Here is a 19,235-nt window from a genome sequence, read left to right as displayed (position 1 = left end):
CAACTAAAATTTATAAAGATAGCTATTGTGAAAAATATCAATAGCTGTCTTTTTTATTGATATGATAGCAGAATTTTTTCAGCATAGATAATAAGTGCCAGTGCTTGCTGAATGTACGGAAAGTATTTCTCAATGCAGAAACTTTCTGGCTTTTAGCGCCGAGTCCCGTGACGTTTTTGACTATTTAACCAGGACTTACAGGGCGCTTGCGCTTTCTAATAAGAATCGAAGGTGAACCATTTTGGAACATTTATTAGGTCATGAATGGGAAATTGTTCCTGCAGGAGGAGCTACAGGAGAAGCGTTCATTGCGTTGAACGACGAACAAAAGCTTTTCCTAAAACGCAATTCTTCCCCTTTTTTGGCAGTTTTATCTGCAGAGGGTATTGTGCCAAAGCTTGTCTGGACCAAACGCATGGAAAATGGAGATGTGATTACGGCCCAGCATTGGCTAAATGGCAGAGAATTGTCCCAAAGGGAGATGAATGGTGCCCAGGTTGCAAAGCTGCTTCGAAAAATCCATCAGTCCAAGCCGCTCTTAAATATGCTTGAAAGATTAGGAAAGTTCCCTTTAATGCCTGAAAATATCCTGGATCATCTTGAGAAAACTATTGATCAAGAGACTCGCAGCCTTTCAACGATTCAAATGGCTTTGGAATTTCTGCACCGGAATGTTTCTGAAATTGATTGTGATGAAAAGGTTGTTTGCCATTGCGATGTAAATCATAACAACTGGCTTATATCAAATACGGATGAATTGTATCTAATTGATTGGGACGGACCGATGATTGCGGATCCTGCGATTGATCTTGGTATGCTCCTTTACTCTTATGTCCCTAAAGAGGATTGGCAGCCGTGGCTGAAGCGCTATGGCGTAAACCTTGATGACCATCTAGAACAGCGGATGAAATGGCATATGATTTCACAGACGATACTTTCGATACAATGGCATAAAACAAAGAATCGGTTCCAGGAAATGAATGAGTGGATCCAAAATCTCGGATCAATTCTCAAGTAGTTCTTATGAGAAATTATCTATATCGTCAACCCACTGTGACAGCCGTCCCTGATGGGAAGTTATGTACTGATTCAGGTCTGATGAATTAATTCCATTTTGGCTATAGGAATAAATCTCCTGTAAGACAGCTTTCACATTTTGTTTTACGCTGGAGTTGACCATAAGAGATTTTACAAGCCGTTCCACTTGTTCGCATTCAGCAACTGATCCACAGCAATCGGTTTGGTGATTGTTTAAAATATCCTTTAACAATTCAACTTGGTTCTCTTGCGAAAGAGGCATATTTAGACATCCTTTCGTGATGAAATAAAGGGAGTTAATCACTACATAGGTTGTGAATTGTTCAACAGATTATACAGTGTTTTTACAAACAGCCATCTAAAGCAACTCCCATGCTTATTAGACTGCATCTCGCAGTCTCTTTTTATTTGTATGGAAAAGGGGCGGAACTGCGCCGATTGTTCGGCATGAGAAAACTAATGAAGTTAAAATGTAAAGTCACTTTGGGATTTGCCGCCATTTAGCTCACTTACACCTCCTTAGTATGTTAGCATGTGTTAACCGCCAAATTCTTTTTTCCAAGCATGGGCTGCAAGAATAAACTCATGGATTGTTTTCTGAAATGATAAGCTGTCGCTTTTGTTCTGCGGGTGAATGGACTGATCTTGCCTTGCATAGAAGGCGTTCACATGTTATGGTTTGAACGATAGAAAAATTTATAGGGGTGTCAGCATGCGTTTAAGAAATAAGCCCTGGGCTGAAGAGAGATTAAATGAATTCCCGCAATATGTTATAAGGGAACCAGAACAGCAAAAAGGCAAATGGCAAGAGGTTTTTGGGAATAATAATCCACTGTATATAGAGGTTGGGACTGGCAAAGGCCGTTTTATTACAGAGATGGCAAAAGCATATCCCGATGTGAACTTTTTGGGAATTGAATTGCATAAGAGCGTAATTATATCTGCTTTGGATTTGCTGATTGAGGTTGATCTGCCGAATGTAAAGCTGTTGAACGTGAATGCAAATGATTTAAGAAACTTTTTTAATAAAGGTGAAGTTAGCCGGGTTTATTTAAACTTTTCCGACCCCTGGCCGAAAACGAGGCATGAAAAAAGGCGCTTGACATATAAAACTTTTTTAAGTACCTACCAAGATATTTTGCCGGGAAACGGGGAAATTCACTTTAAGACAGATAATCAGGGTTTATTCGAGTACTCGCTGATGAGCATGTCTCAGTATGGCATGCAGTTCAAATTTATTAGCCTTGATCTTCATAATAGTGAATATGAAGGTAATATCATGACTGAATATGAGGAAAAATTTTCACAAAAAGGTAATAGAATTTATAGAATGGAAGCTAGCTTTTCCTAAGAAAAAAGGCTGTCTCAAATTCAGTATGCTGAATTTGGGGCAGCCTTTTTGAATAGCATCAGCATTCCTAAATTTGTTAATTTATCAATGTATTCATAACTCCCATAACCAAAAAATCCCTATGTGATGATAGAATAGAATAGAAAGGAGGAGAAGGAATGGAGAAATTAAGGATTGGCAACATAAATGTAACATGGCTGAACGGCGGGGTAACACATCTGGATGGGGGGGCAATGTTTGGCGTTGTTCCAAAGGCCCTTTGGTCGAAGAAATACCCGCATAATGAACAGAATCAGATTGAATTGCGGACAGACCCGATGTTAATCGAGGCAAGCGGGCTAAATATCCTGGTTGAATCCGGGATCGGCCAGGGGAAAATGAATGATAAACAAAAGCGGAACTTTGGGGTAACAGAGGAATCACAATTGAAAGAGGATCTGTATTCACTAGGTTTAAAACCGGAAGATATTGATTTTGTTCTAATGACACATTTTCATTTTGACCATGCAAGCGGCCTAACATACCAGAAAGCTGGGGAATGGAAATCCACCTTTGTTAATGCAAAGATCGTTTCATCCCAAGTAGAGTGGGATGAAATGCGGAATCCTAACATTCGTTCCAAAAATACATATTGGACTGAAAACTGGGAAGCAATCGAAGGTCAGGTTGTTCCATTTACCGGTGAGACTGTAATCACTGAAGGGGTAAAAATGGTTCATACCGGGGGGCATAGTGACGGCCATGCAATCATAATCATTGAGCAAGGGGATGAAACATTAATCCATATGGCGGATATAATGCCAACACATGCCCATGCAAATGTACTTTGGGTCATGGCTTATGATGATTATCCGATGGCATCCATATCTGCCAAAGAAAAATGGATGCAATATGGATTGAGCCGAAACGCCTGGTACAGCTTTTATCATGATGCATATTATCGCGCAGTAAAGTGGGATGCTGCAGGGAAAGAAATTGAAGCAGACATCAAACGGAATAGAGAATAAGAAAAGTGCAGGCAGTCTGTCAAAAGGAGTATCTTCTAAAGTCTGGCAGGACTGCAGACTAAAGACGTAAAAACCTTGTCACAGGCAGATCCCATGACAAGGTTTTTTGCAGTAATCTGCTTAAATTCAAGAGCTGGTTACTGCATTTAAATCCAATAAAGCGCCTGTTGCGGCATCTGCAATAAATTCATACTGCTCCTGGTTTCCATTGATAATCCGAGTGATCCCGCCTTTATAAACCTTATAATCCAGATTGAACTTTTGGTAGGGCTCCGGCTTCATAATGATCCAGGAACCATTAACTTTTCCTTCTTTTCTTAGCGCATTTTTAACGTTTGAGAGGATGCTTTCGGGTGTAATGTTTACGGTTTGATCTATTACTTGCTTTGCCACATAGCCAGCTGCAATCCCAGCAGCGGCACCGGCTAAAAATGTTTTCCAGTTCATCATTATTCCCTCCAACATTCAAGGCTGTTCTAACTTCTTTAACGAATGCCCATATAAAATAGTATATAAAAAAAGATGCTGATTGGCGAGTTTGGAAAAGCTATGTTTGGTGTAATTCATTTTTACAAATGGCTACCCTTAAGATAACCTCTAAAAAAGGCATTACCAAACTACGGGATTCTAATTTGTATGTTTTTAAAAATCCCTAACATGCCTTTTAATTTTCGTAATGTAAAACCGACTTAATGCGATGCAACTAATTGTGACATAGAAACAAATTACCTTGAAAGTACTATTTCAAGTTTTGACTGCCTGTTGGCAGCTTTTTATCCCACTAAAGGGGCAGTTAATTTAAGTGTAATTATTCGCAATCTGTATTTTTAAATGTCCTTCTCCTCCACACAAAAAGACTCCCACTGCATGAAAAAGGAGAATGAATTCATTATGAAATCATCCCCTCAAATAGTTTGAAAATGCTTATACTGATATTATTCAACAATGACTCGCTAAACGTTTTTCAAAATCCGCCTTAAACAACAGAATAGCATCAATATTTACAGCAAAATCGTGGTCACTGATATTAAAATTAGTTATAAACTCGTCAGATCTCTCCCGAACCATAATTGTCGGACGGATATTGTCTCCAATAGCGTCCTGAGTTACAGCACTTCCATAGAAATACCAGTTAGTTTCAGTAGGTGCATTTGCTGCATTCCTAGATAAGTCATTTTTTATTATTTCGCATAAATTATCCATAAAATCTTCATTAAGCTTAATGGTTTTTCCATACTCACCATCAACAGATATATCAGCATATCCATACCAAATATTCCTGCTTTTTCGCTTTCCATCATTTGAAGTGAATGTTTCATCAAACAAAATCTTCATTTTCCTTACCCTCCGTTAATATAAAATTTCTTCCACTATTATACACCAATTAGAAATTGTAAAATAACTTGCTGTTAGTCTCACTAACTAGTAAGAGTTAGGCAAGCTTCGTGTTTGTATAGACAGCGAGCTCGCTGCCATACAAACAAAACCTGTCGAGGAAATCCCCTAACCCCTACCAGGAAGTCAGTAGCCTCTTTACCCTGCACTTTTGAGCCAATCCAAAGATAGATCTAGAACTTTTTTTATCAAGGTCATTGGTCAGAGGATCGGAGTCTGCTAATTTGCTATCAGCGTTCGTTAAACTTACACCTGATCTCCTTTTCTGTTTCACATTATTTGTGCCGATGAGCTAACATTGTTATGATGTCATGTAAAGGTGGGATATCAATTGATTGAAAAAGTAGAAAAAGCAGTGCAAGAGCGATGGGTTCCATCTTTTCGTTTTGAACGAAACGAGGCAGCACCCTTCACACCCTTTAAGAAAAAAACCACAGAGGCCAAAATTGCTCTCATTACAACCGGTGGAGTATATATAAAAGGAATGACACCGTTTAACGATAACTATGGTCTAGGTGATGTTTCTTATCGGGAAATTCCAGTTGATACTAATTTATCCACCGTATCATTTGCTCATGAACATTATGATCAAACCAATGCACGGAAAGATCCTAATGTTGTATTCCCTTTGGATGTATTAAAAGAATTGCTGTCAGAAGGAAAAATAGGTGAATTAGCGGAAACCCATTATAGTTTTATGGGCTATATTCCTGTTCCCCATTCCTTAAAAAATGTTACTGCCCCTGAAGTTGCAAAAAAGTTAAAGAAAGCGAAAGTGGATGCTGTCATATTGGTTCCTTCCTGACCACTTTGCCAGCAGTCGGCCGGTCTGGTCGCACGAACCATTGAATCTCATGGAATTCCAACTGTAGCACTTACGTTAGCCAAAGAAATTTCTGAAATTGTTAATGTTCCCCGATCTCTTTATAATCGCTTCCCTTTTGGTAGCCCCGTGGGTGGACCCGGAGCCAAAGAACAGCAAAAACAAGTACTCAGCTTAGCATTAGGAATATTAGAAAAGTCTACAGAGCCGGGTAGGATTATCGATTCAAACTTAAAGTATGAACGTTAACGTCCTTCCGTCTTTTAAAAAGGGGAAGTATTCTGAGTAATATGTAAAAAGGAGTATCAGTATTGAAAATACTCATTCCCTGACATGCAGAAACAAATAATCCCCTTGGCTAAAATGAAGTGACCCCTAAAAGTTAGACACGGTTATTTCATTAGGCAGCTAGCTGGGCATGAGATCGGTATTGTACCGGGCTCATGCCTTTTAATTTTGCCTTAATCCGTTTGTTGTTATAGTAAATGATATATTTCTCTAGTTCTACTTTAAAATGTTTGACACTTTCAAATTCCTTTAGGTAGAGGAACTCTGATTTCATAATACCGAAGAAATTCTCCATCACAGAAGTGCCCTCGCTTTCCGCCTACGGGGTCTCCCTGACCCGTTAATCCCGCAGGACATTGAATTGGCTTCCTTGAAAAAACACCGCACGAAGGAAACGCGAAGCATTTTCGAGGAGTCTCGCACCTTGCGCTCCACTCAACATAATGCCAAAGTCAACAATGAACTTTAATATAGCCTTACAAATAAAGAAAACAAATCAGGAAAAGTTCATTGTTTCTGCATACTGGAAAGAGATTACATGTTTCTGTAAAATAGAGGATGTAAATAATCCATGATTAATTAAGGAGCAAAAAGATGAACGAGGAAACTTTATCACTGTTTAAAACATTAACAGAGCTGCCAGGTGTTCCTGGGAATGAACATAGTGTGCGTAAATTTATGAGGCAGGAGCTTGAAAAATACTCTGATGAAATCATTCAGGATGGACTGGGCAGTATTTTTGGTGTCAAGAAGGGTGATGATACTGGCCCAAGAGTAATGGTCGCCGGCCATATGGATGAGGTTGGTTTTATGGTAACGTCCATTACTGACAATGGCATGATTCGCTTTCAGACGCTGGGCGGATGGTGGAGCCAGGTGCTTCTTGCCCAGCGAGTAGAAGTGATTACAGACAATGGGCCGATCATCGGGGTAGTTGGTTCAATTCCGCCGCATTTGCTTGATGAAGCAATGCGCAGTAAGCCGATGGATATTAAAAATATGCTGATCGATGTTGGGGCAGATGATAAAGAAGATGTAAAGCGGATGGGCATCCGGCCTGGTCAGTCAATTGTCCCTGTTTGCCCGTTTACACCAATGGCAAACGAGAAAAAAATACTCGCGAAAGCATGGGATAACCGTTATGGATGCGGCCTTTCAATTGAGCTTTTAAAGGATTTAAAAGACACAGCGCTTCCAAATATTTTGTTCTCAGGTGCAACTGTACAGGAGGAAGTCGGGTTAAGAGGAGCTCAAACGGCAGCTAATATGATTAAACCAGATATTTTCTTTGCCCTTGATGCAAGCCCGGCCAACGATATGTCTGGAAGCAAGAATGAGTTCGGCCAGCTCGGAAAAGGAGCATTGCTCCGGATTCTCGACAGGTCCATGGTAACTCATAGAGGAATGAGGGAATTTATCCTGGATACAGCCGAAACGCATAATATCCCTTATCAATACTATGTTTCTCAGGGCGGAACCGATGCTGGAAGGGTTCATACATCCAATGAAGGTATTCCAAGTGGTGTTATTGGCTTATGTTCCCGCTACATTCATACACATGCTTCAATTATCCATATAGATGATTATGCAGCAGCCAGGGAATTGATTGGAAAGCTTGTAAAAGCATGTGATAAAGCAACAGTGGAGTCAATCAGGCAAAATGGATAAAGTCAAAATTGCGATCGGCAGTAAAAATCCGGCAAAGGCAGAAGCTGTGAAAGCTGCCATAGGGAGAGATTTGGCAGTATACCTTGAAGTTGACGCAGAATCCGGGGTTTCCAGTCAGCCATTTTCTGATGAAGAAACCATTAAGGGTGCGATCAACAGGGCGAAAAATAGCCTGGCCTCTGTCTCAGCAGAAGTTGGTATTGGCCTTGAAGGCGGGGTTGTTGAAACAGAATATGGGCTGTTTTTATGCAACTGGGGCGCACTGGTGACACAAAAAGGTAAAACGTTTATAGGTGGCGGCGCCCGGATTCCCCTTCCGCCTGAAGTGGCCGAGCAGCTCCAGGCGGGGAGGGAGCTTGGCCCTGTGATGGCAGAGTACACCAAGAAAAAAGATGTTCGGAAAAAAGAAGGGGCCATCGGCGTTTTTACCAATGAACGGATTACTCGTTTCGAAATGTTCCAGCATATTGTCTACATGCTGATCGGGCAATATGAATATCACAAAAACTCTTAATAGGATATATGTAAGCCCTAGCCTCAGAAAATGAGGATAGGGCTTATTTTATTATTTGAAAGAGTAAGAAACTATTTTATAACTGCACCTAGTTTTATGTTTTTAAAAAAAATCCATATAAAAATGCAGTTTTTACTAAATTACTAAGCCCCTTTTTGAGTCGTTGAATACTATCAACTCATCGATCCAAAAAACATTCATTTTACCCTTTGTAACAGAAGGTTAAACAAAAAACGCCCAATTACTAAAAATTGGCTTCACACCCATTTGCCTTTTTATAGGATAATAGCTTTGAGCCAATTCTACATAAGAACACTAGGAGGAGACAAAACATGAAAAAAATTATCATATCGTTTGCTTTATCTCTTGCCCTGCTATTTCCAACGGCGGCTTTGGGTGCTGGAACATATAAAGTTGTGAGCGGAGATACTTTTGTAAAAATCGCTGCAAAAAATCATGTAACATTAACAGAGCTTATTAAAGCGAATCCGCAAATTAAGAATCCAAATGTGATTAAAGTGGGACAAGCTATTAATATACCGGCTAAAGCTATTGCAGCAGCTTCCGCAGGAATTGATGCCCAAGTCGTTAAGCTCGTAAACATGGAACGGGCAAAATATAGCCTGCCAGCTTTAAAATCAGACTCATCACTAGCCAAAGTCGCCCGGGTAAAGTCTGAGGATATGCGAAACAGAAATTATTTCAGCCATACAAGCCCTACGTACGGCTCTCCTTTTCAAATGATGAAGTCATTTGGCATTTCCTATCGCTATGCAGGTGAAAACATCGCTGCCGGCCAAACAACAGCGCAGGCTGTTATGGCTGCCTGGATGAAGAGTCCCGGTCACAAAGCCAATATCCTAAGCAAGAATTACACTTTTATTGGAGTGGGTTATGCTAAGGGCGGTTCTTACGGCCACTATTGGACACAGCAGTTTATCAGCAAGTAATATAAGATTTACGGCTGGAGCGGATCGCCAGCCATACGAAAAAGGCAGCCAGCCGGCTGCCTTCTTCTATTCTTCTTCATTTTTTCCTTCGAGCCATTTTTTGATTAAATCTCCAGTTTCCTTGCCGGCTGTGTCAGAAAAAACCTTTATGAAGTCTTTTCCTGAAGCGTTTTTATTCCCATATTCTTTCTGATATGCTTTTAAGGCTTCCAGCATTTTTTGTTCACCTATTTTTTCTTCCAGCTGAGAGAACATGTCAGGTCCCTTAAATCCAATTAACATGCTATAGGCCTCTTCTGATTGAAAATCCGCCAAAGAGCTTCCAAGATACTGATTGGCTTCCTCTGCTTGTTTTATCTTTATTTTTATATCACCAGGGACTCCTTTTTTTTCGGTGCTTATTTTTTCATTAATAAATTTTCTTGCCCAGTATGTGTTTAAACTATCAGAAAGCCATGGCTCACTTACATTATTATTCCCAACCAGTCCGGACCACCATTGGCTTGTAAGCCCATTGGCTATCAAGTGTGACCCAAAGTCGGATTTAAATGCATAGCCTGGAATAAAAGACATACCTGGATAGTTCATCGGTACAGTACCTTCTCCAACTCTTACGAGGTCATATTCCGGGTAAGGGAAATCCCCAAATTTGCTGGTGTAATAGGACATTGCCTGATTCATAATGGTTTTGTTTCTTGCTGCAAAAGTATTATCTGTCGAAGAGTGCCAAATGTTTACGAATGTATTGCCAGCTTTAATGGTCAGTTTACTATAGTAGTATGCATCCATTAATACGAGGGAGAAGTCTCTGATATTTTCAGCCTTCACCTGGTACTTCATAGTGTCCTTTTCATGCTTTAACACACCTTTCGTATCATCTGCGTTCGTTGCAATCGTATACTTGGCAGGGGCGGTAACCGTGACATCATAATTGGCGGTTTCACTGTAAAACGGGTTGCCAATTGGGTAAAACGGATCTTTGTTCCAGCCATTCTTATCGTATACAGCCTGAATAGGCAGCCAATTCCCGAGCCATACCGCTGCGTAATCATAGCTTGAATAGCTAAAGTTTTGCGGAAGTTTAATAATAAAATCCATTTCTATATTTGCGGTTTCATTCTTGCCCCAACTTTTCACAGGTACGTCGAGAATTGTATCTTTCACTCTCACATTTGTGCTTACTTTATTAACCAGAAGCTTAGAAATTTCCACAGATCCTGGTGTAGAAGTTTCGTTAATAAAGTACTGCCATTTATCTGCAGGCAGATCTTTGCTGAATTGGTTCGGGTAGAGATGAAAATATATGTGGTCCTGTTTTTTTCCTGTGTAATTGGTTGTTTCAACGAACAGCTTTCCGCTTACGGTATGTTCGTCCTCATTATAAGTAAGGTCTGCTTTATAGTTAACTGGAATGTGATCACGGTTCGTATAGCTGACTTTGGCGATTTGGTCAGTTTTAGGTTGTTCGGGCTCCTTTATACTGCTGCTGACCGTTGTTGTGTTCTTTGCAGAGAATAAATACAGTGCAATAACCAGAACGGCTAAAACAGTACCGGAGATCTTTACAAACCTGTTAAATCTGTTGGAAGACAGCCCTCTAAGTAGTTGCATCAGCTTAAATTTTAGGATTTCACTCATTCCTATTGCCGGTGTATAACTCCCTTCCCGTACAGTATTTGTGAATCCGATAAGTGCAAAGCTGCCGGAACTGATATTCGGTTCTGTTTTGGACACTGAATTATGTATACGTTTGAAGCTCCATTTCCGTTTTGATAGGGAAGGGACGAGAGTTAGGTTTGATTCTATTTCTTTCTTGATACTGTTAACGATTAACGCTATCACAGCGACTCCCCCAATCGCTGACAGGGCCATCCATGGGGCCCTGCGGAACAGCCAATAATTTTGGCCTGTCATTCCTGCAAGTTCGCTGGTTATTGAACGGTAACGGACGGGATCAGGGGCGGAAGTAATCGCACTCGGGTGCGGACCGCCCCAATAAAGACTGAATATCCCAAGGAACGTTAATAACTGTAGTATTTGCAGAATTTGCTGAGCGGACAAAAGGACGAGGTGTGATTTTAAATTCGGCAATATATGCTTCCATATGATGTGCAGCTTGCTCGCTCCCAGCAAAGAAGAACTCATAACATAAGGCTGCTGTTTTATTTCTTCCGCCATGGAGGTGATGAAAAAAAACACCGGTGGAAGACCAATTATGAGCAGAATCAATACCTCATATTCCATAAGAATCGACGGAGGGATACTTCTTGGGAAAAGGGCTACAGGCGATAATAGGATGATGCCGATAAGCAAGGCAGGAATATATTGGAACGGCAGGAAAAAGGCCTTAAAGTAGAGTTTAAATGCCGGAAACCAGACAGCTGAAACAAGCCCCAGAAGACTTCCTGCCAGGACTGTAAGCAGTCCTATCCCCAAGGATGCTGCGATTGAATATTTAAAACCCTCCAGCACTAAATGAAGCATACTTCTTGATCCTTTATCTGTTCCAAGCGGAAAATCCGATGAGGGCCCAACTGGCGGTGCACCTAAAACATTACCTTCTTTATCATATAGCAGAAGCTTGTTGCTTTCTGGGTGAGGTTCTGTAAACCAGCTAATGGTAAAAAGGGCAATCAGAATAAGCAGGCCGATAATAGTTTTTTTGTAACGAAGCCATTTCATATAACAACCCCCCTTTTCTTTGTGATAGCCCTCGCACTAACATTTCCGATGATTTCAAGAAGAAAAACAGGAACCATAAACATGAACAGGTAGAATAGGACGGAAAGAACCGATCTGGCAGGACTTGTAATTATTTCATGCAGTTCTTTTGTATATCCATTGAGGAGCAGCATATTCTCAACCAAAACCAGACTTGTTAGAAGCATAAAAACGATTGACCTGAATTGAATAATAACAATTGGATAAATGTTACGGAACAGATGTCGTCCGAGCAGGCTGGCCCGCGGGACACCCTTGGCTCTCGCCAACAGTATGTACTGGTTCTCATATTCCTCTTCCATTGCCTTAACAAGAAACTGGGCAAAAAATAACGCAGTCACAATTGTGATGAAGATGACTGGCAAAATCAGCGGTTTCGCACCAAAAATACCGTACATTTTGAATAGCTGGATTCCATAGTCTCTATATAGAGCGAACAGCCCCATTTGAATTAGGAAAATAATGAGAAGGTCGGGAATGCCTTCTATAAAATTAAGTGCCGATTTGAAAGGTGACCTTAGTTTAAGTGGAAACATCATATATGCAAATGCAAACAAGAATCCCAGAATAATAGTAAAAATTAACGACAGACCAAATATTTTTAAAGAGTAAAAATAGCTTTCCATTACTTCAGGCTTTGTCCAAGTCTCAATGACAGGTGAAATATTAAACTCTAGAAGTTTAGCAGTAATATCTTTATAAGCGGTTAAGAAGGAAGTGGTATCCATTTGAAGGTGCTCCGTGTTCTTATCCAGATTCTGAAAAACAAAAAGTGCTGGGAGAGAAAGAAAAAAGATAAAGCCAATTAAGGATGTGAGGATTAAGAATTGGTAATGAAATAATTTTTTCATGCAATACTCCTTTTTTAGATAATAAAAAGACAACAAAATGCTTTTTTATTTTATCAAATTAATTTTAATTATTTGAAATCTTTTTTTCCTTAGAATTTAGACGAATGAGTTGTCCATAAGTTACACAGAAATGTTAATAAGTTATTATTTTTTTTATGGATATCTATAAAAAATAGCGGGTTGCTATCATGACTAATAGCTGCTGCCTTCCTTCCTCAAGTTTAGAAGCAACCATGACAGGAAATAGACTAATATAAGAAGATTGAATGGAGGAATGTAAAATGCCATATGAATCATTAAACGAACTTCCGGATGCAGTAAAGGACAATTTGCCGCATCATGCCCAAGAAATTTTTAAAGAAGCATTTAATTCAGCCAGTGAAGAATATAAAGAAGAAGATACCGCCTTTAAAGTTGCGTGGAGCGCTGTGAAAAAGAAATACAAAAAAGATGACCAGGATAACTGGGTTGAAAAATAGCACAACAGGATATTCTAGCACAAATAGTAAACAAGTAAGCGTACATCAATTATGAAGAGCAAAGTGGAAAAATGACGATATCTAAATTCGAAGAAATAAATTGGAAGTATAAATAACCCCTTGCCAAATCAAGGGGTTTTCGAGTGGGAGAATCGCGGCTGTGATCGGACACTATTAATAAAAAAGAATTAAAATGCTGCTGACACTATCTGCTTTGACTGATAGAAAGCAGTTTTAGCAACGGTTAATTTTAGTTTCTGAGGTTTTCGTTATATGGAGGAAACCGCTTCAAATTTATAAACTGCACTAAAACTGCTGCCGTTTCCATTCGGAAACGGCATTTATTAATTCCAAAACTTATTCAAAAACATATGCAAGAACCTTTAATGCTTGGTTCACTGTTTCAACGGTAATGCTGGCTTTTTCTGAAAGCTCTTTTAACGGATGGTGAAGATTTTCAGGACGGATTAATATAAGCGGTTTGCCAAGTGCGATGGCAGTGCTGGCATCCATTGCTGTATTCCATTGCTTATACTGTTCCCCAAACAGAGCAATAACCAGGTCTGCGCGTTTGAGCAATAACTCAGTTCTTAAATTATTGATGCTTGAAGCGGCGGCATCTTTCAAAATAGCGGACGGCTGCTTGCCAAGAATTTCTTCACCAATGCTGTCAGAGCGTTCATGATTCTCCATTGGACCTGAAAACTCAGCTGGAAGCTTAAGTGCTAAAGCTTTTTCTTTTATTTCTGCTCGCCAGTTACTATGGATTTCTCCTGCTAAATATACTTTCAAGGTCATATTAAATTTTCCTCCAATGATAAGGGCTTTTCTCCATTATGCGTTATCAGAGCTATGCTTTCAAATGAAGAGGGTGAATTTTTTGAAAACTATTATTCTGAAATTTCCGTAAGCAGGAAGAAGGGAAAGTAAACAGCCAGGGACTAACAAATTTTCCAAACGAAAGCAGTATAGCCATTTGGAAAGCCCCCGCCGTTAACCGGCAGGGGCTCTGAAATTCCGAAAGAAATTCATCCTAGCTTACTTTCTTACCAGGTCTTTTCTTGAAAATCGTTGACAGATTTACAGTTTTTATCTGTTTTAGCCATCTGTCTGTTTTTTTTCCGCCACGCGATTTGCTGCTTGATTCTAAATTGGAAGAAATTTTGTTCCCCTCATCAAGAGTGAATTGGGAAACAACGGTCTGCAGGTCGTTTGCAATAAAGCTTAGCTCAGAAGCGGCTTCATTAACCTGATTAATGGCCACCAATTGACTCTCGCTTGATGCACTGACTTCCTGGGCTGTTCCTGCAGACTGCTCTGAAATTAAGTGTATGCCTTCCATCTTTTCTACTAATGTGCTGTTGGAAAGCTGCACATCATGGATTGCTTGCCGGATTCCGGATACTTTAATACTGATCCTGGAAACATGGTTTACGATATTTTCAAATGCATTCTTTGTGAGTACCACCGAATTACTTTGAATCGTTTTGTATTCATTGAATTTGTCAGCTTCATTCATAAGTTTTTCCATCTGGTAATTCATTGTCTTGACCAGATCCTGAATGTTTTGGGCTTCTTTCTTGGAACGCTCGGCTAACTTACGGACCTCTTGTGCGACTACAGCAAAGCCGCGGCCAGCGTCTCCGGCTCTTGCTGACTCGATGGCAGCGTTTAAGGCGAGCAGATCCGTATTCTCCGCAATTTCCTGAATTGTACCGACGATACTTGAAATTTCATGTGATTTATTGCTTGCATTCTGAACCTGCATTGTCAGATGGTTGGCAAGCTCCAAAAATTGCTCGGACGTTTTTTGAAGGCTTCCTATCGTTTTAAGACCAACTTGGCCTTCTTTTTCTGTCTGGAGAGCTTCAGCAGCAATTTCATCACTCGCTTTTTCTGTATCAAGAATAGAGGAAGAGACTGTCTTCAGTATGCTGTTGCTTTCCTCCAGCTCTGCTGTTTGCTCACTAGCCCCGGCTGCCACCAGTTTAATTGCAGCGTTTACCTGATTGGATTGTGCTGAAGTTTCTTCAGAGATTGCTGCCAAATGCTGTGATGAAGAATTAAGTTTGTCTGCAGAGTTCCTTACGCCAAGAAGTGAGGATTGAACCTTGTCTGCCATCAAATTGAAAGTGTCAGCAAGCAGCTGCATCTCATCCTTTGATTTCATGGCAACCCGGTGTGTTAAATTGCCGTTCCCAATTTTCTCTGCCCCATATTTTAGTGTATTAACGGAAGAATTGATTGCCTTTAGCAATACATATCCTGTTCCCAGCAGCAGAAGCAAAATAAGGGCACTTACAACAAGAAGGATGGTTGCCAAGCCATTTTGCTTTTCAGTCAAGGCTTCGTTCAAGTTTTTTTGTTCCTTGGATACTTTTTGTTCCACTTCTGTTGCTGCAGACTCAATGTAGCGGCCGCCGGCATCAAAAGCGATGTTGTAAGTATTTGTATCTAAATCGGAAGAGATTATAGTTTTTACTGAATCGGTATATGTCTTAAATTTTTCCTTTAACGACGCTTGCTGTGCAGTATTTAAACCAGGGGCGTTCATTTTTTCCTGAAAGGAGAGAACAAGGTTGTTGTATTGGGTGTAGGGTTCTTGTTCACCTGTTGCCCTGTATTGCTTTTCATATAAACGGATAAGAGTGTACTGTTCAGCGAAGCTCTTATCTGCCAAGCCTGATGTATAGGTTTCAATATCAGCAGCTGATGTATTTATTTTTCCCTTTAGTCCGTCTTTTTCAGTGTAGCCGATAGCTTCATACTTTTTTTTCAGGATTTCAAACTGGTTAGCATATGCTGTTGCACTTTTGTTAATGGATTCAAATTGGGTGCTTATCTCTTTATAATTTTTGTATTTCTTGGTTAAGGATTCAGCATCCTGTGTAACCTGCTCAATGTTTTTAAAAACCAGGTTTGCACTGGACAATTGGGGATTTCCTAAATATTGACGCTCAAACTTTCGGGTCTGAGACATTTTATATTTTAAATCCTTGCTTTCAATTACAGCTTGATATAGGATTTTATCCTCTTCCCGGACATTTTTTTGCATGGCTGCTGTAAAGACATTAAATGATATTAAAATAACAACAGCAGCAATTGACATGAAAAGGATGAGGCGAATCTTTGCTTTAATCGTCTTCATGAAATGCCTCCTTCATTTTTAGTTAGCTAAGGGTATACCCTTCTTTGAATCAAATCTATTAAGTCTTAAGTTGGATATTGGTAGTGGAAAATGATTAAAAAGATATGAAAATATGATAAATTTATGAAATATTTACTATATTATAGAATTTATTTCCTGGTAAAACAATATTGTTTCAATATTTAAAAGAAATTGTCTAATAGATTTAGCCGTTATATCTAAAAAGGATCTCCTTAAACAGTACAAAACCAATTGCTTGTAATGAAGGTCAATTATTGTATATTATTGGGGGCAAGTAAGTGAAAATGCCAAATTACTGGGCAGTATAATAATAAGAAGAAAAAGGGGAGACACTGAGATGAAAAAGTTAGAATCAGCTGATCAGTTTAATGAGCTAAAAAACAATGGAAAGCATTTGTTTTTGTTTTCAGCGGATTGGTGCCCGGACTGTAAATTTATTGAGCCCTTTCTGCCAGAGCTAGAAGAAAAATACGATGATTTTACTTTTGTTTATATTGATCGGGATGAATTTATCGATCTGTGTGCAGAAAATGATATTTATGGAATTCCGAGCTTTATCGCCTATAGCCATGGCTCGGAATTAGGCCGTTTCGTCAGCAAGGACCGCAAAACACGCGAAGAAATTGAAGCTTTTATTGAATCCTTTTAAAGTAAGAATCATTCAGTGGGGATAGCTATAGATGTAGCGGTGCAGTACAACATCTGAGTCTCACTGTAAACTCGATAAAACAGTGAGGGAAAAAGCATGAAAATGACCAGCAGAAAAATGGTAGACACCCTGAAAGAAAGAATTGGCATAAAAAACAGGGAGTATACCTTTGACAGCAAGAAAGACACGCTGAGAATTGTCAACAGTGAATCGGGCAAGGGGATTACCGTTGAATTGCCAGGGATTATAGCCCGTTGGGAAAATAAGAAGGAAGAAGCTGTGGATGAAGTCGTTTATTACGTTGAAGAAGCCCTTTCTGTTATGGGAGGGGAGCATTCTTTGGAGGGAAGTGAAAAAAGGATCTTCCCTGTTATCCGTTCAGCTTCTTTCCCTTCCGAAGCTGCTGAAGGAAATCCGTTCCTCTTTGACGAGCACACAGCCGAAACAAGAGTGTATTATGCATTGGATTTAGGCAATACTTATCGGCTTATTGATTCAGTTATGATGAAAAAAGAGGGCTGGGCAGCTGACCGGATCCGGCATATTGCACGATTTAATGTCCGCTCCCTTTCAACAGATGTAAAAACAGACATCGTTGCAGGCAATACCTTTTACTTTCTAAACACGAATGACGGCTATGACGCAAGCAGAATCCTTAATGATGCCTGGCTAAAGGCAATGAAGGAAAGAATGGCTGGCACAATGGCTTTGGCCATTCCTCATCAGGATGTCATTATCATTGCGGATGTGCTCAATGATACCGGTTATGATATTCTTGCACAAATGGCGATGAGCTTTTTTGCAAGTGGAAAAGTACCTGTTACTGCATTATCATTTTTGTATGAAGACGGAGAACTGGAGCCGGTCTTTATTCTTGGCAAAAATAAAACGCGGGAAGATTTCTAAAGTAAGAATTTATCAGGATTAAACTTAGAAGCAGAATTATCCTAAAAAATGCAAAGAAAAATCCTATCAGCCAGTTACAGGCGGATAGGATTTTTTAATTACAATTATACTCGGAAACTGCAATTGCCTGCTGCAGCTCATCAGCCATGTTTGAAAGGGCGTTTGCTGAAGCTAAAATCTCTTCCATCGACGCGAGCTGTTCTTCGATTGCTGCGGATACATTTTGTGCACCGGCAGCAGCTGTTTCTGCTATTGCAAAAACGTCATTAACAGAGTATACAACATCTTCTGTAATGGATGAAATTTTTTCTACAGAGGCTGAAATTTGATGAATTTGAACAGTTACTAAATTAACGGATTCCTTAATAAGATTGAAGGACTCACCGGCCATATTCACCACACCAATTCCTTCTTTTACCTCATTTGATGCATTGCCCCATTGAGCTGATTGTTTTATTTTCTAATTTCCGGTACTGGAAAACGGTCAAGTGTGTTGTTTAGCAGTTTTGCCGCTTCTGCAGCTGACAATGTAATGTGATCTTCCAATGTGTTTTTTGAGAATTGATGTGAAAACAATCCGATAGTAATACTAGGGAACAGCAAGATAATCGCAAATGAAATGATTAATCTTGCCTTGATCTTTAGTTTGAAAAAAACTATTCATGGCGCTATTTCCTCACTTTTATGACTGGTTTTTTATGCAAACACTATAAAAGATTGATACTTTTCCTCCAGCAGGAATATATACCCTGTACAATATAACCGTAAAGTAAATAAAGAGTCTATCAATTAATGATAATAATATAGTGTTTAGCTATTTAATCGACAAAAACAAGATTAATGAGGGTGGAGTTGTTTTTCAAACGAATTACCAAATTGTATTTCTATCTAAATTCAGAAATAATATTTTCGCAATCAAATGGTAACATAGAAGGTTTATAATAGTCGGATAAAGGGGTAATTAGCTTTGTTGACCCAATTTGGACATAGGTTCTGTTGTTTAACAGCTGCCGAAAATCTATTATTTTCCTACATATTTCGCGAAATACTGGTAAAATAAAGTGAAACTTCAAATTGGGTTTGAATGAAGAAAAATCTAATAAACCCTGCCTGAAAGGGTTACGCCGATTAATCAAAACTTGCTTGATAACGAGGATTAGAAAGAGTGATTTAGTTGAAATGGTTTAACAAAATTAAACAATGGTTTCAGGAAGAGGAAATTATTGAAATAGAAGAGATTATCATTGATGAATCCAATGAGGAGACAATTACGAGGAAACTCGATCTCAACAGGCCCCGAAATAACGATGAGAGAGCCGCCGTCCATAAGCATGTCTCTTCTCAGAAAAGCGCAGACGTTGATGCGAAAATTTTATACCAATACCCAAAGGGGAAATTCAAGTTTCCGGTAATCCCGGACGATGAA

At 39.5% G+C, this 19,235-nt stretch carries 18 protein-coding genes and 1 pseudogene; 10 read left to right on the top strand and 9 right to left on the bottom strand.

The genetic code is table 11. The features are described 5' to 3' along the window. The first annotated feature begins 241 nt into the window (after positions 1–241). Entirely contained in the window at positions 242–1,018 is a 777-nt protein-coding gene (locus tag CVD28_RS25550) for a phosphotransferase family protein (RefSeq protein ID WP_101597490.1), read from the top strand. Between the two features lie 3 nt (positions 1,019–1,021). On the opposite strand, the gene CVD28_RS25545 is transcribed toward CVD28_RS25550, so the two are convergent. After that, positions 1,022–1,300 carry a YtzH-like family protein gene (locus CVD28_RS25545; RefSeq protein ID WP_101597489.1) on the bottom strand — a complete coding sequence of 93 codons (279 nt, stop codon included), beginning with the start codon at positions 1,298–1,300 and terminating at the stop codon, positions 1,022–1,024. Between the two features lie 450 nt (positions 1,301–1,750). Here CVD28_RS25545 and trmB point away from each other — a divergent pair, with 450 nt between their 5' ends. Together trmB and CVD28_RS25535 are read left to right on the top strand one after the other, a co-directional pair. After that, complete coding sequence (gene trmB, locus CVD28_RS25540; RefSeq protein WP_101597488.1) at positions 1,751–2,389, top strand: tRNA (guanosine(46)-N7)-methyltransferase TrmB; 639 nt, start codon at positions 1,751–1,753, stop codon at positions 2,387–2,389. Between the two features lie 158 nt (positions 2,390–2,547). Beyond that, a complete protein-coding gene (locus tag CVD28_RS25535) occupies positions 2,548–3,396 on the top strand; it encodes a YtnP family quorum-quenching lactonase (RefSeq protein ID WP_101597487.1) in 849 nt (282 codons plus the stop codon). Between the two features lie 126 nt (positions 3,397–3,522). Here CVD28_RS25535 and CVD28_RS25530 read toward each other — a convergent pair whose 3' ends face one another. Then, positions 3,523–3,843, bottom strand: coding sequence for a PepSY domain-containing protein (locus tag CVD28_RS25530; RefSeq protein ID WP_101597486.1), 321 nt, complete (start codon positions 3,841–3,843; stop codon positions 3,523–3,525). 492 nt (positions 3,844–4,335) lie between these two features. Continuing rightward, positions 4,336–4,731, bottom strand: coding sequence for a hypothetical protein (locus tag CVD28_RS25525; protein ID WP_101597485.1), 396 nt, complete (start codon positions 4,729–4,731; stop codon positions 4,336–4,338). 391 nt (positions 4,732–5,122) lie between these two features. Between CVD28_RS25525 and CVD28_RS25520 the strand changes: the two genes are divergently transcribed. Then, the gene (locus tag CVD28_RS25520) at positions 5,123–5,596 is read left to right on the top strand and encodes a glycine/sarcosine/betaine reductase selenoprotein B family protein (RefSeq protein WP_180954313.1); all 474 of its coding nucleotides are present in this window, start codon (positions 5,123–5,125) and stop codon (positions 5,594–5,596) included. 418 nt (positions 5,597–6,014) lie between these two features. On the opposite strand, the pseudogene CVD28_RS25515 reads toward CVD28_RS25520, so the two are convergent. Continuing rightward, positions 6,015–6,203 (bottom strand): annotated as a pseudogene (locus CVD28_RS25515) (IS3 family transposase); the annotation flags it as partial. A 293-nt stretch (positions 6,204–6,496) separates the two neighbouring features. Between CVD28_RS25515 and CVD28_RS25510 the strand changes: the two are divergent. From CVD28_RS25510 to CVD28_RS25500, 3 genes are all read left to right on the top strand, one after another. Further along, a complete protein-coding gene (locus tag CVD28_RS25510) occupies positions 6,497–7,570 on the top strand; it encodes a M42 family metallopeptidase (RefSeq protein WP_101597483.1) in 1,074 nt (357 codons plus the stop codon). Further along, positions 7,563–8,084, top strand: a complete 522-nt coding sequence (locus CVD28_RS25505; protein WP_101597482.1) for a DUF84 family protein — start codon at positions 7,563–7,565, stop codon at positions 8,082–8,084. Before CVD28_RS25510 ends, CVD28_RS25505 begins: the two co-directional genes overlap by 8 nt. A 332-nt stretch (positions 8,085–8,416) precedes the next feature. Beyond that, on the top strand, positions 8,417–9,034 hold the full coding sequence (locus CVD28_RS25500) for a CAP domain-containing protein (RefSeq protein ID WP_101597481.1): 618 nt from the start codon (positions 8,417–8,419) through the stop codon (positions 9,032–9,034). A 66-nt stretch (positions 9,035–9,100) separates the two neighbouring features. Here CVD28_RS25500 and CVD28_RS25495 read toward each other — a convergent pair whose 3' ends face one another. Both CVD28_RS25495 and CVD28_RS25490 read right to left on the bottom strand, forming a co-directional pair. Then, positions 9,101–11,716 carry an ABC transporter permease subunit gene (locus CVD28_RS25495; protein ID WP_101597480.1) on the bottom strand — a complete coding sequence of 872 codons (2,616 nt, stop codon included), beginning with the start codon at positions 11,714–11,716 and terminating at the stop codon, positions 9,101–9,103. After that, positions 11,713–12,606 (bottom strand): ABC transporter permease subunit, encoded by an 894-nt coding sequence (locus tag CVD28_RS25490; RefSeq protein ID WP_101597479.1) that lies wholly within the window; start codon positions 12,604–12,606, stop codon positions 11,713–11,715. The genes CVD28_RS25495 and CVD28_RS25490 overlap by 4 nt, the downstream gene beginning before the upstream one ends. Before the next feature lie 281 nt (positions 12,607–12,887). Between CVD28_RS25490 and CVD28_RS25485 the strand changes: the two genes are divergently transcribed. Beyond that, on the top strand, positions 12,888–13,085 hold the full coding sequence (locus CVD28_RS25485) for a ChaB family protein (RefSeq protein ID WP_101597478.1): 198 nt from the start codon (positions 12,888–12,890) through the stop codon (positions 13,083–13,085). A 357-nt stretch (positions 13,086–13,442) separates the two neighbouring features. Here the strand turns inward: CVD28_RS25485 and CVD28_RS25480 are convergent, their stop codons facing one another. Together CVD28_RS25480 and CVD28_RS25475 are read right to left on the bottom strand one after the other, a co-directional pair. Then, the gene (locus CVD28_RS25480) at positions 13,443–13,883 is read right to left on the bottom strand and encodes a YtoQ family protein (RefSeq protein ID WP_101597477.1); all 441 of its coding nucleotides are present in this window, start codon (positions 13,881–13,883) and stop codon (positions 13,443–13,445) included. A 235-nt stretch (positions 13,884–14,118) separates the two neighbouring features. Beyond that, positions 14,119–16,233, bottom strand: coding sequence for a methyl-accepting chemotaxis protein (locus CVD28_RS25475; protein WP_101597476.1), 2,115 nt, complete (start codon positions 16,231–16,233; stop codon positions 14,119–14,121). 358 nt (positions 16,234–16,591) lie between these two features. On the opposite strand from CVD28_RS25475, the gene CVD28_RS25470 reads away from it, so the two are divergent. Together CVD28_RS25470 and CVD28_RS25465 are read left to right on the top strand one after the other, a co-directional pair. Next, entirely contained in the window at positions 16,592–16,903 is a 312-nt protein-coding gene (locus tag CVD28_RS25470; RefSeq protein ID WP_101597475.1) for a thioredoxin family protein, read from the top strand. A gap of 102 nt (positions 16,904–17,005) precedes the next feature. Then, positions 17,006–17,809 (top strand): DUF1444 domain-containing protein, encoded by an 804-nt coding sequence (locus CVD28_RS25465; protein ID WP_101597569.1) that lies wholly within the window; start codon positions 17,006–17,008, stop codon positions 17,807–17,809. Between the two features lie 94 nt (positions 17,810–17,903). Here CVD28_RS25465 and CVD28_RS25460 read toward each other — a convergent pair whose 3' ends face one another. Further along, positions 17,904–18,209, bottom strand: a complete 306-nt coding sequence (locus CVD28_RS25460; RefSeq protein ID WP_101597474.1) for a chemotaxis protein — start codon at positions 18,207–18,209, stop codon at positions 17,904–17,906. Between the last annotated feature and the right edge of the window lie 1,026 nt (positions 18,210–19,235).

It is taken from the genome of Bacillus sp. M6-12, from assembly GCF_002860285.1.
GTDB lineage: Bacteria > Bacillota > Bacilli > Bacillales > DSM-1321 > Peribacillus.
The sequence above is the reverse complement of the archived record's forward strand: the minus strand, read 5'-3'. Positions and strand labels throughout refer to the sequence as shown.

Coding starts and splice junctions, on each gene's coding strand:
- CVD28_RS25545 (WP_101597489.1), bottom strand. CDS start 1,300: ATGCCTCTTTCGCAAGAGAACCAAGTTGAATTGTTAAAGGATATTTTA.
- trmB (WP_101597488.1), top strand. CDS start 1,751: ATGCGTTTAAGAAATAAGCCCTGGGCTGAAGAGAGATTAAATGAATTC.
- CVD28_RS25535 (WP_101597487.1), top strand. CDS start 2,548: ATGGAGAAATTAAGGATTGGCAACATAAATGTAACATGGCTGAACGGC.
- CVD28_RS25530 (WP_101597486.1), bottom strand. CDS start 3,843: ATGAACTGGAAAACATTTTTAGCCGGTGCCGCTGCTGGGATTGCAGCT.
- CVD28_RS25525 (WP_101597485.1), bottom strand. CDS start 4,731: ATGAAGATTTTGTTTGATGAAACATTCACTTCAAATGATGGAAAGCGA.
- CVD28_RS25510 (WP_101597483.1), top strand. CDS start 6,497: ATGAACGAGGAAACTTTATCACTGTTTAAAACATTAACAGAGCTGCCA.
- CVD28_RS25505 (WP_101597482.1), top strand. CDS start 7,563: ATGGATAAAGTCAAAATTGCGATCGGCAGTAAAAATCCGGCAAAGGCA.
- CVD28_RS25500 (WP_101597481.1), top strand. CDS start 8,417: ATGAAAAAAATTATCATATCGTTTGCTTTATCTCTTGCCCTGCTATTT.
- CVD28_RS25495 (WP_101597480.1), bottom strand. CDS start 11,716: ATGAAATGGCTTCGTTACAAAAAAACTATTATCGGCCTGCTTATTCTG.
- CVD28_RS25490 (WP_101597479.1), bottom strand. CDS start 12,606: ATGAAAAAATTATTTCATTACCAATTCTTAATCCTCACATCCTTAATT.
- CVD28_RS25485 (WP_101597478.1), top strand. CDS start 12,888: ATGCCATATGAATCATTAAACGAACTTCCGGATGCAGTAAAGGACAAT.
- CVD28_RS25480 (WP_101597477.1), bottom strand. CDS start 13,883: ATGACCTTGAAAGTATATTTAGCAGGAGAAATCCATAGTAACTGGCGA.
- CVD28_RS25475 (WP_101597476.1), bottom strand. CDS start 16,233: ATGAAGACGATTAAAGCAAAGATTCGCCTCATCCTTTTCATGTCAATT.
- CVD28_RS25470 (WP_101597475.1), top strand. CDS start 16,592: ATGAAAAAGTTAGAATCAGCTGATCAGTTTAATGAGCTAAAAAACAAT.
- CVD28_RS25465 (WP_101597569.1), top strand. CDS start 17,006: ATGACCAGCAGAAAAATGGTAGACACCCTGAAAGAAAGAATTGGCATA.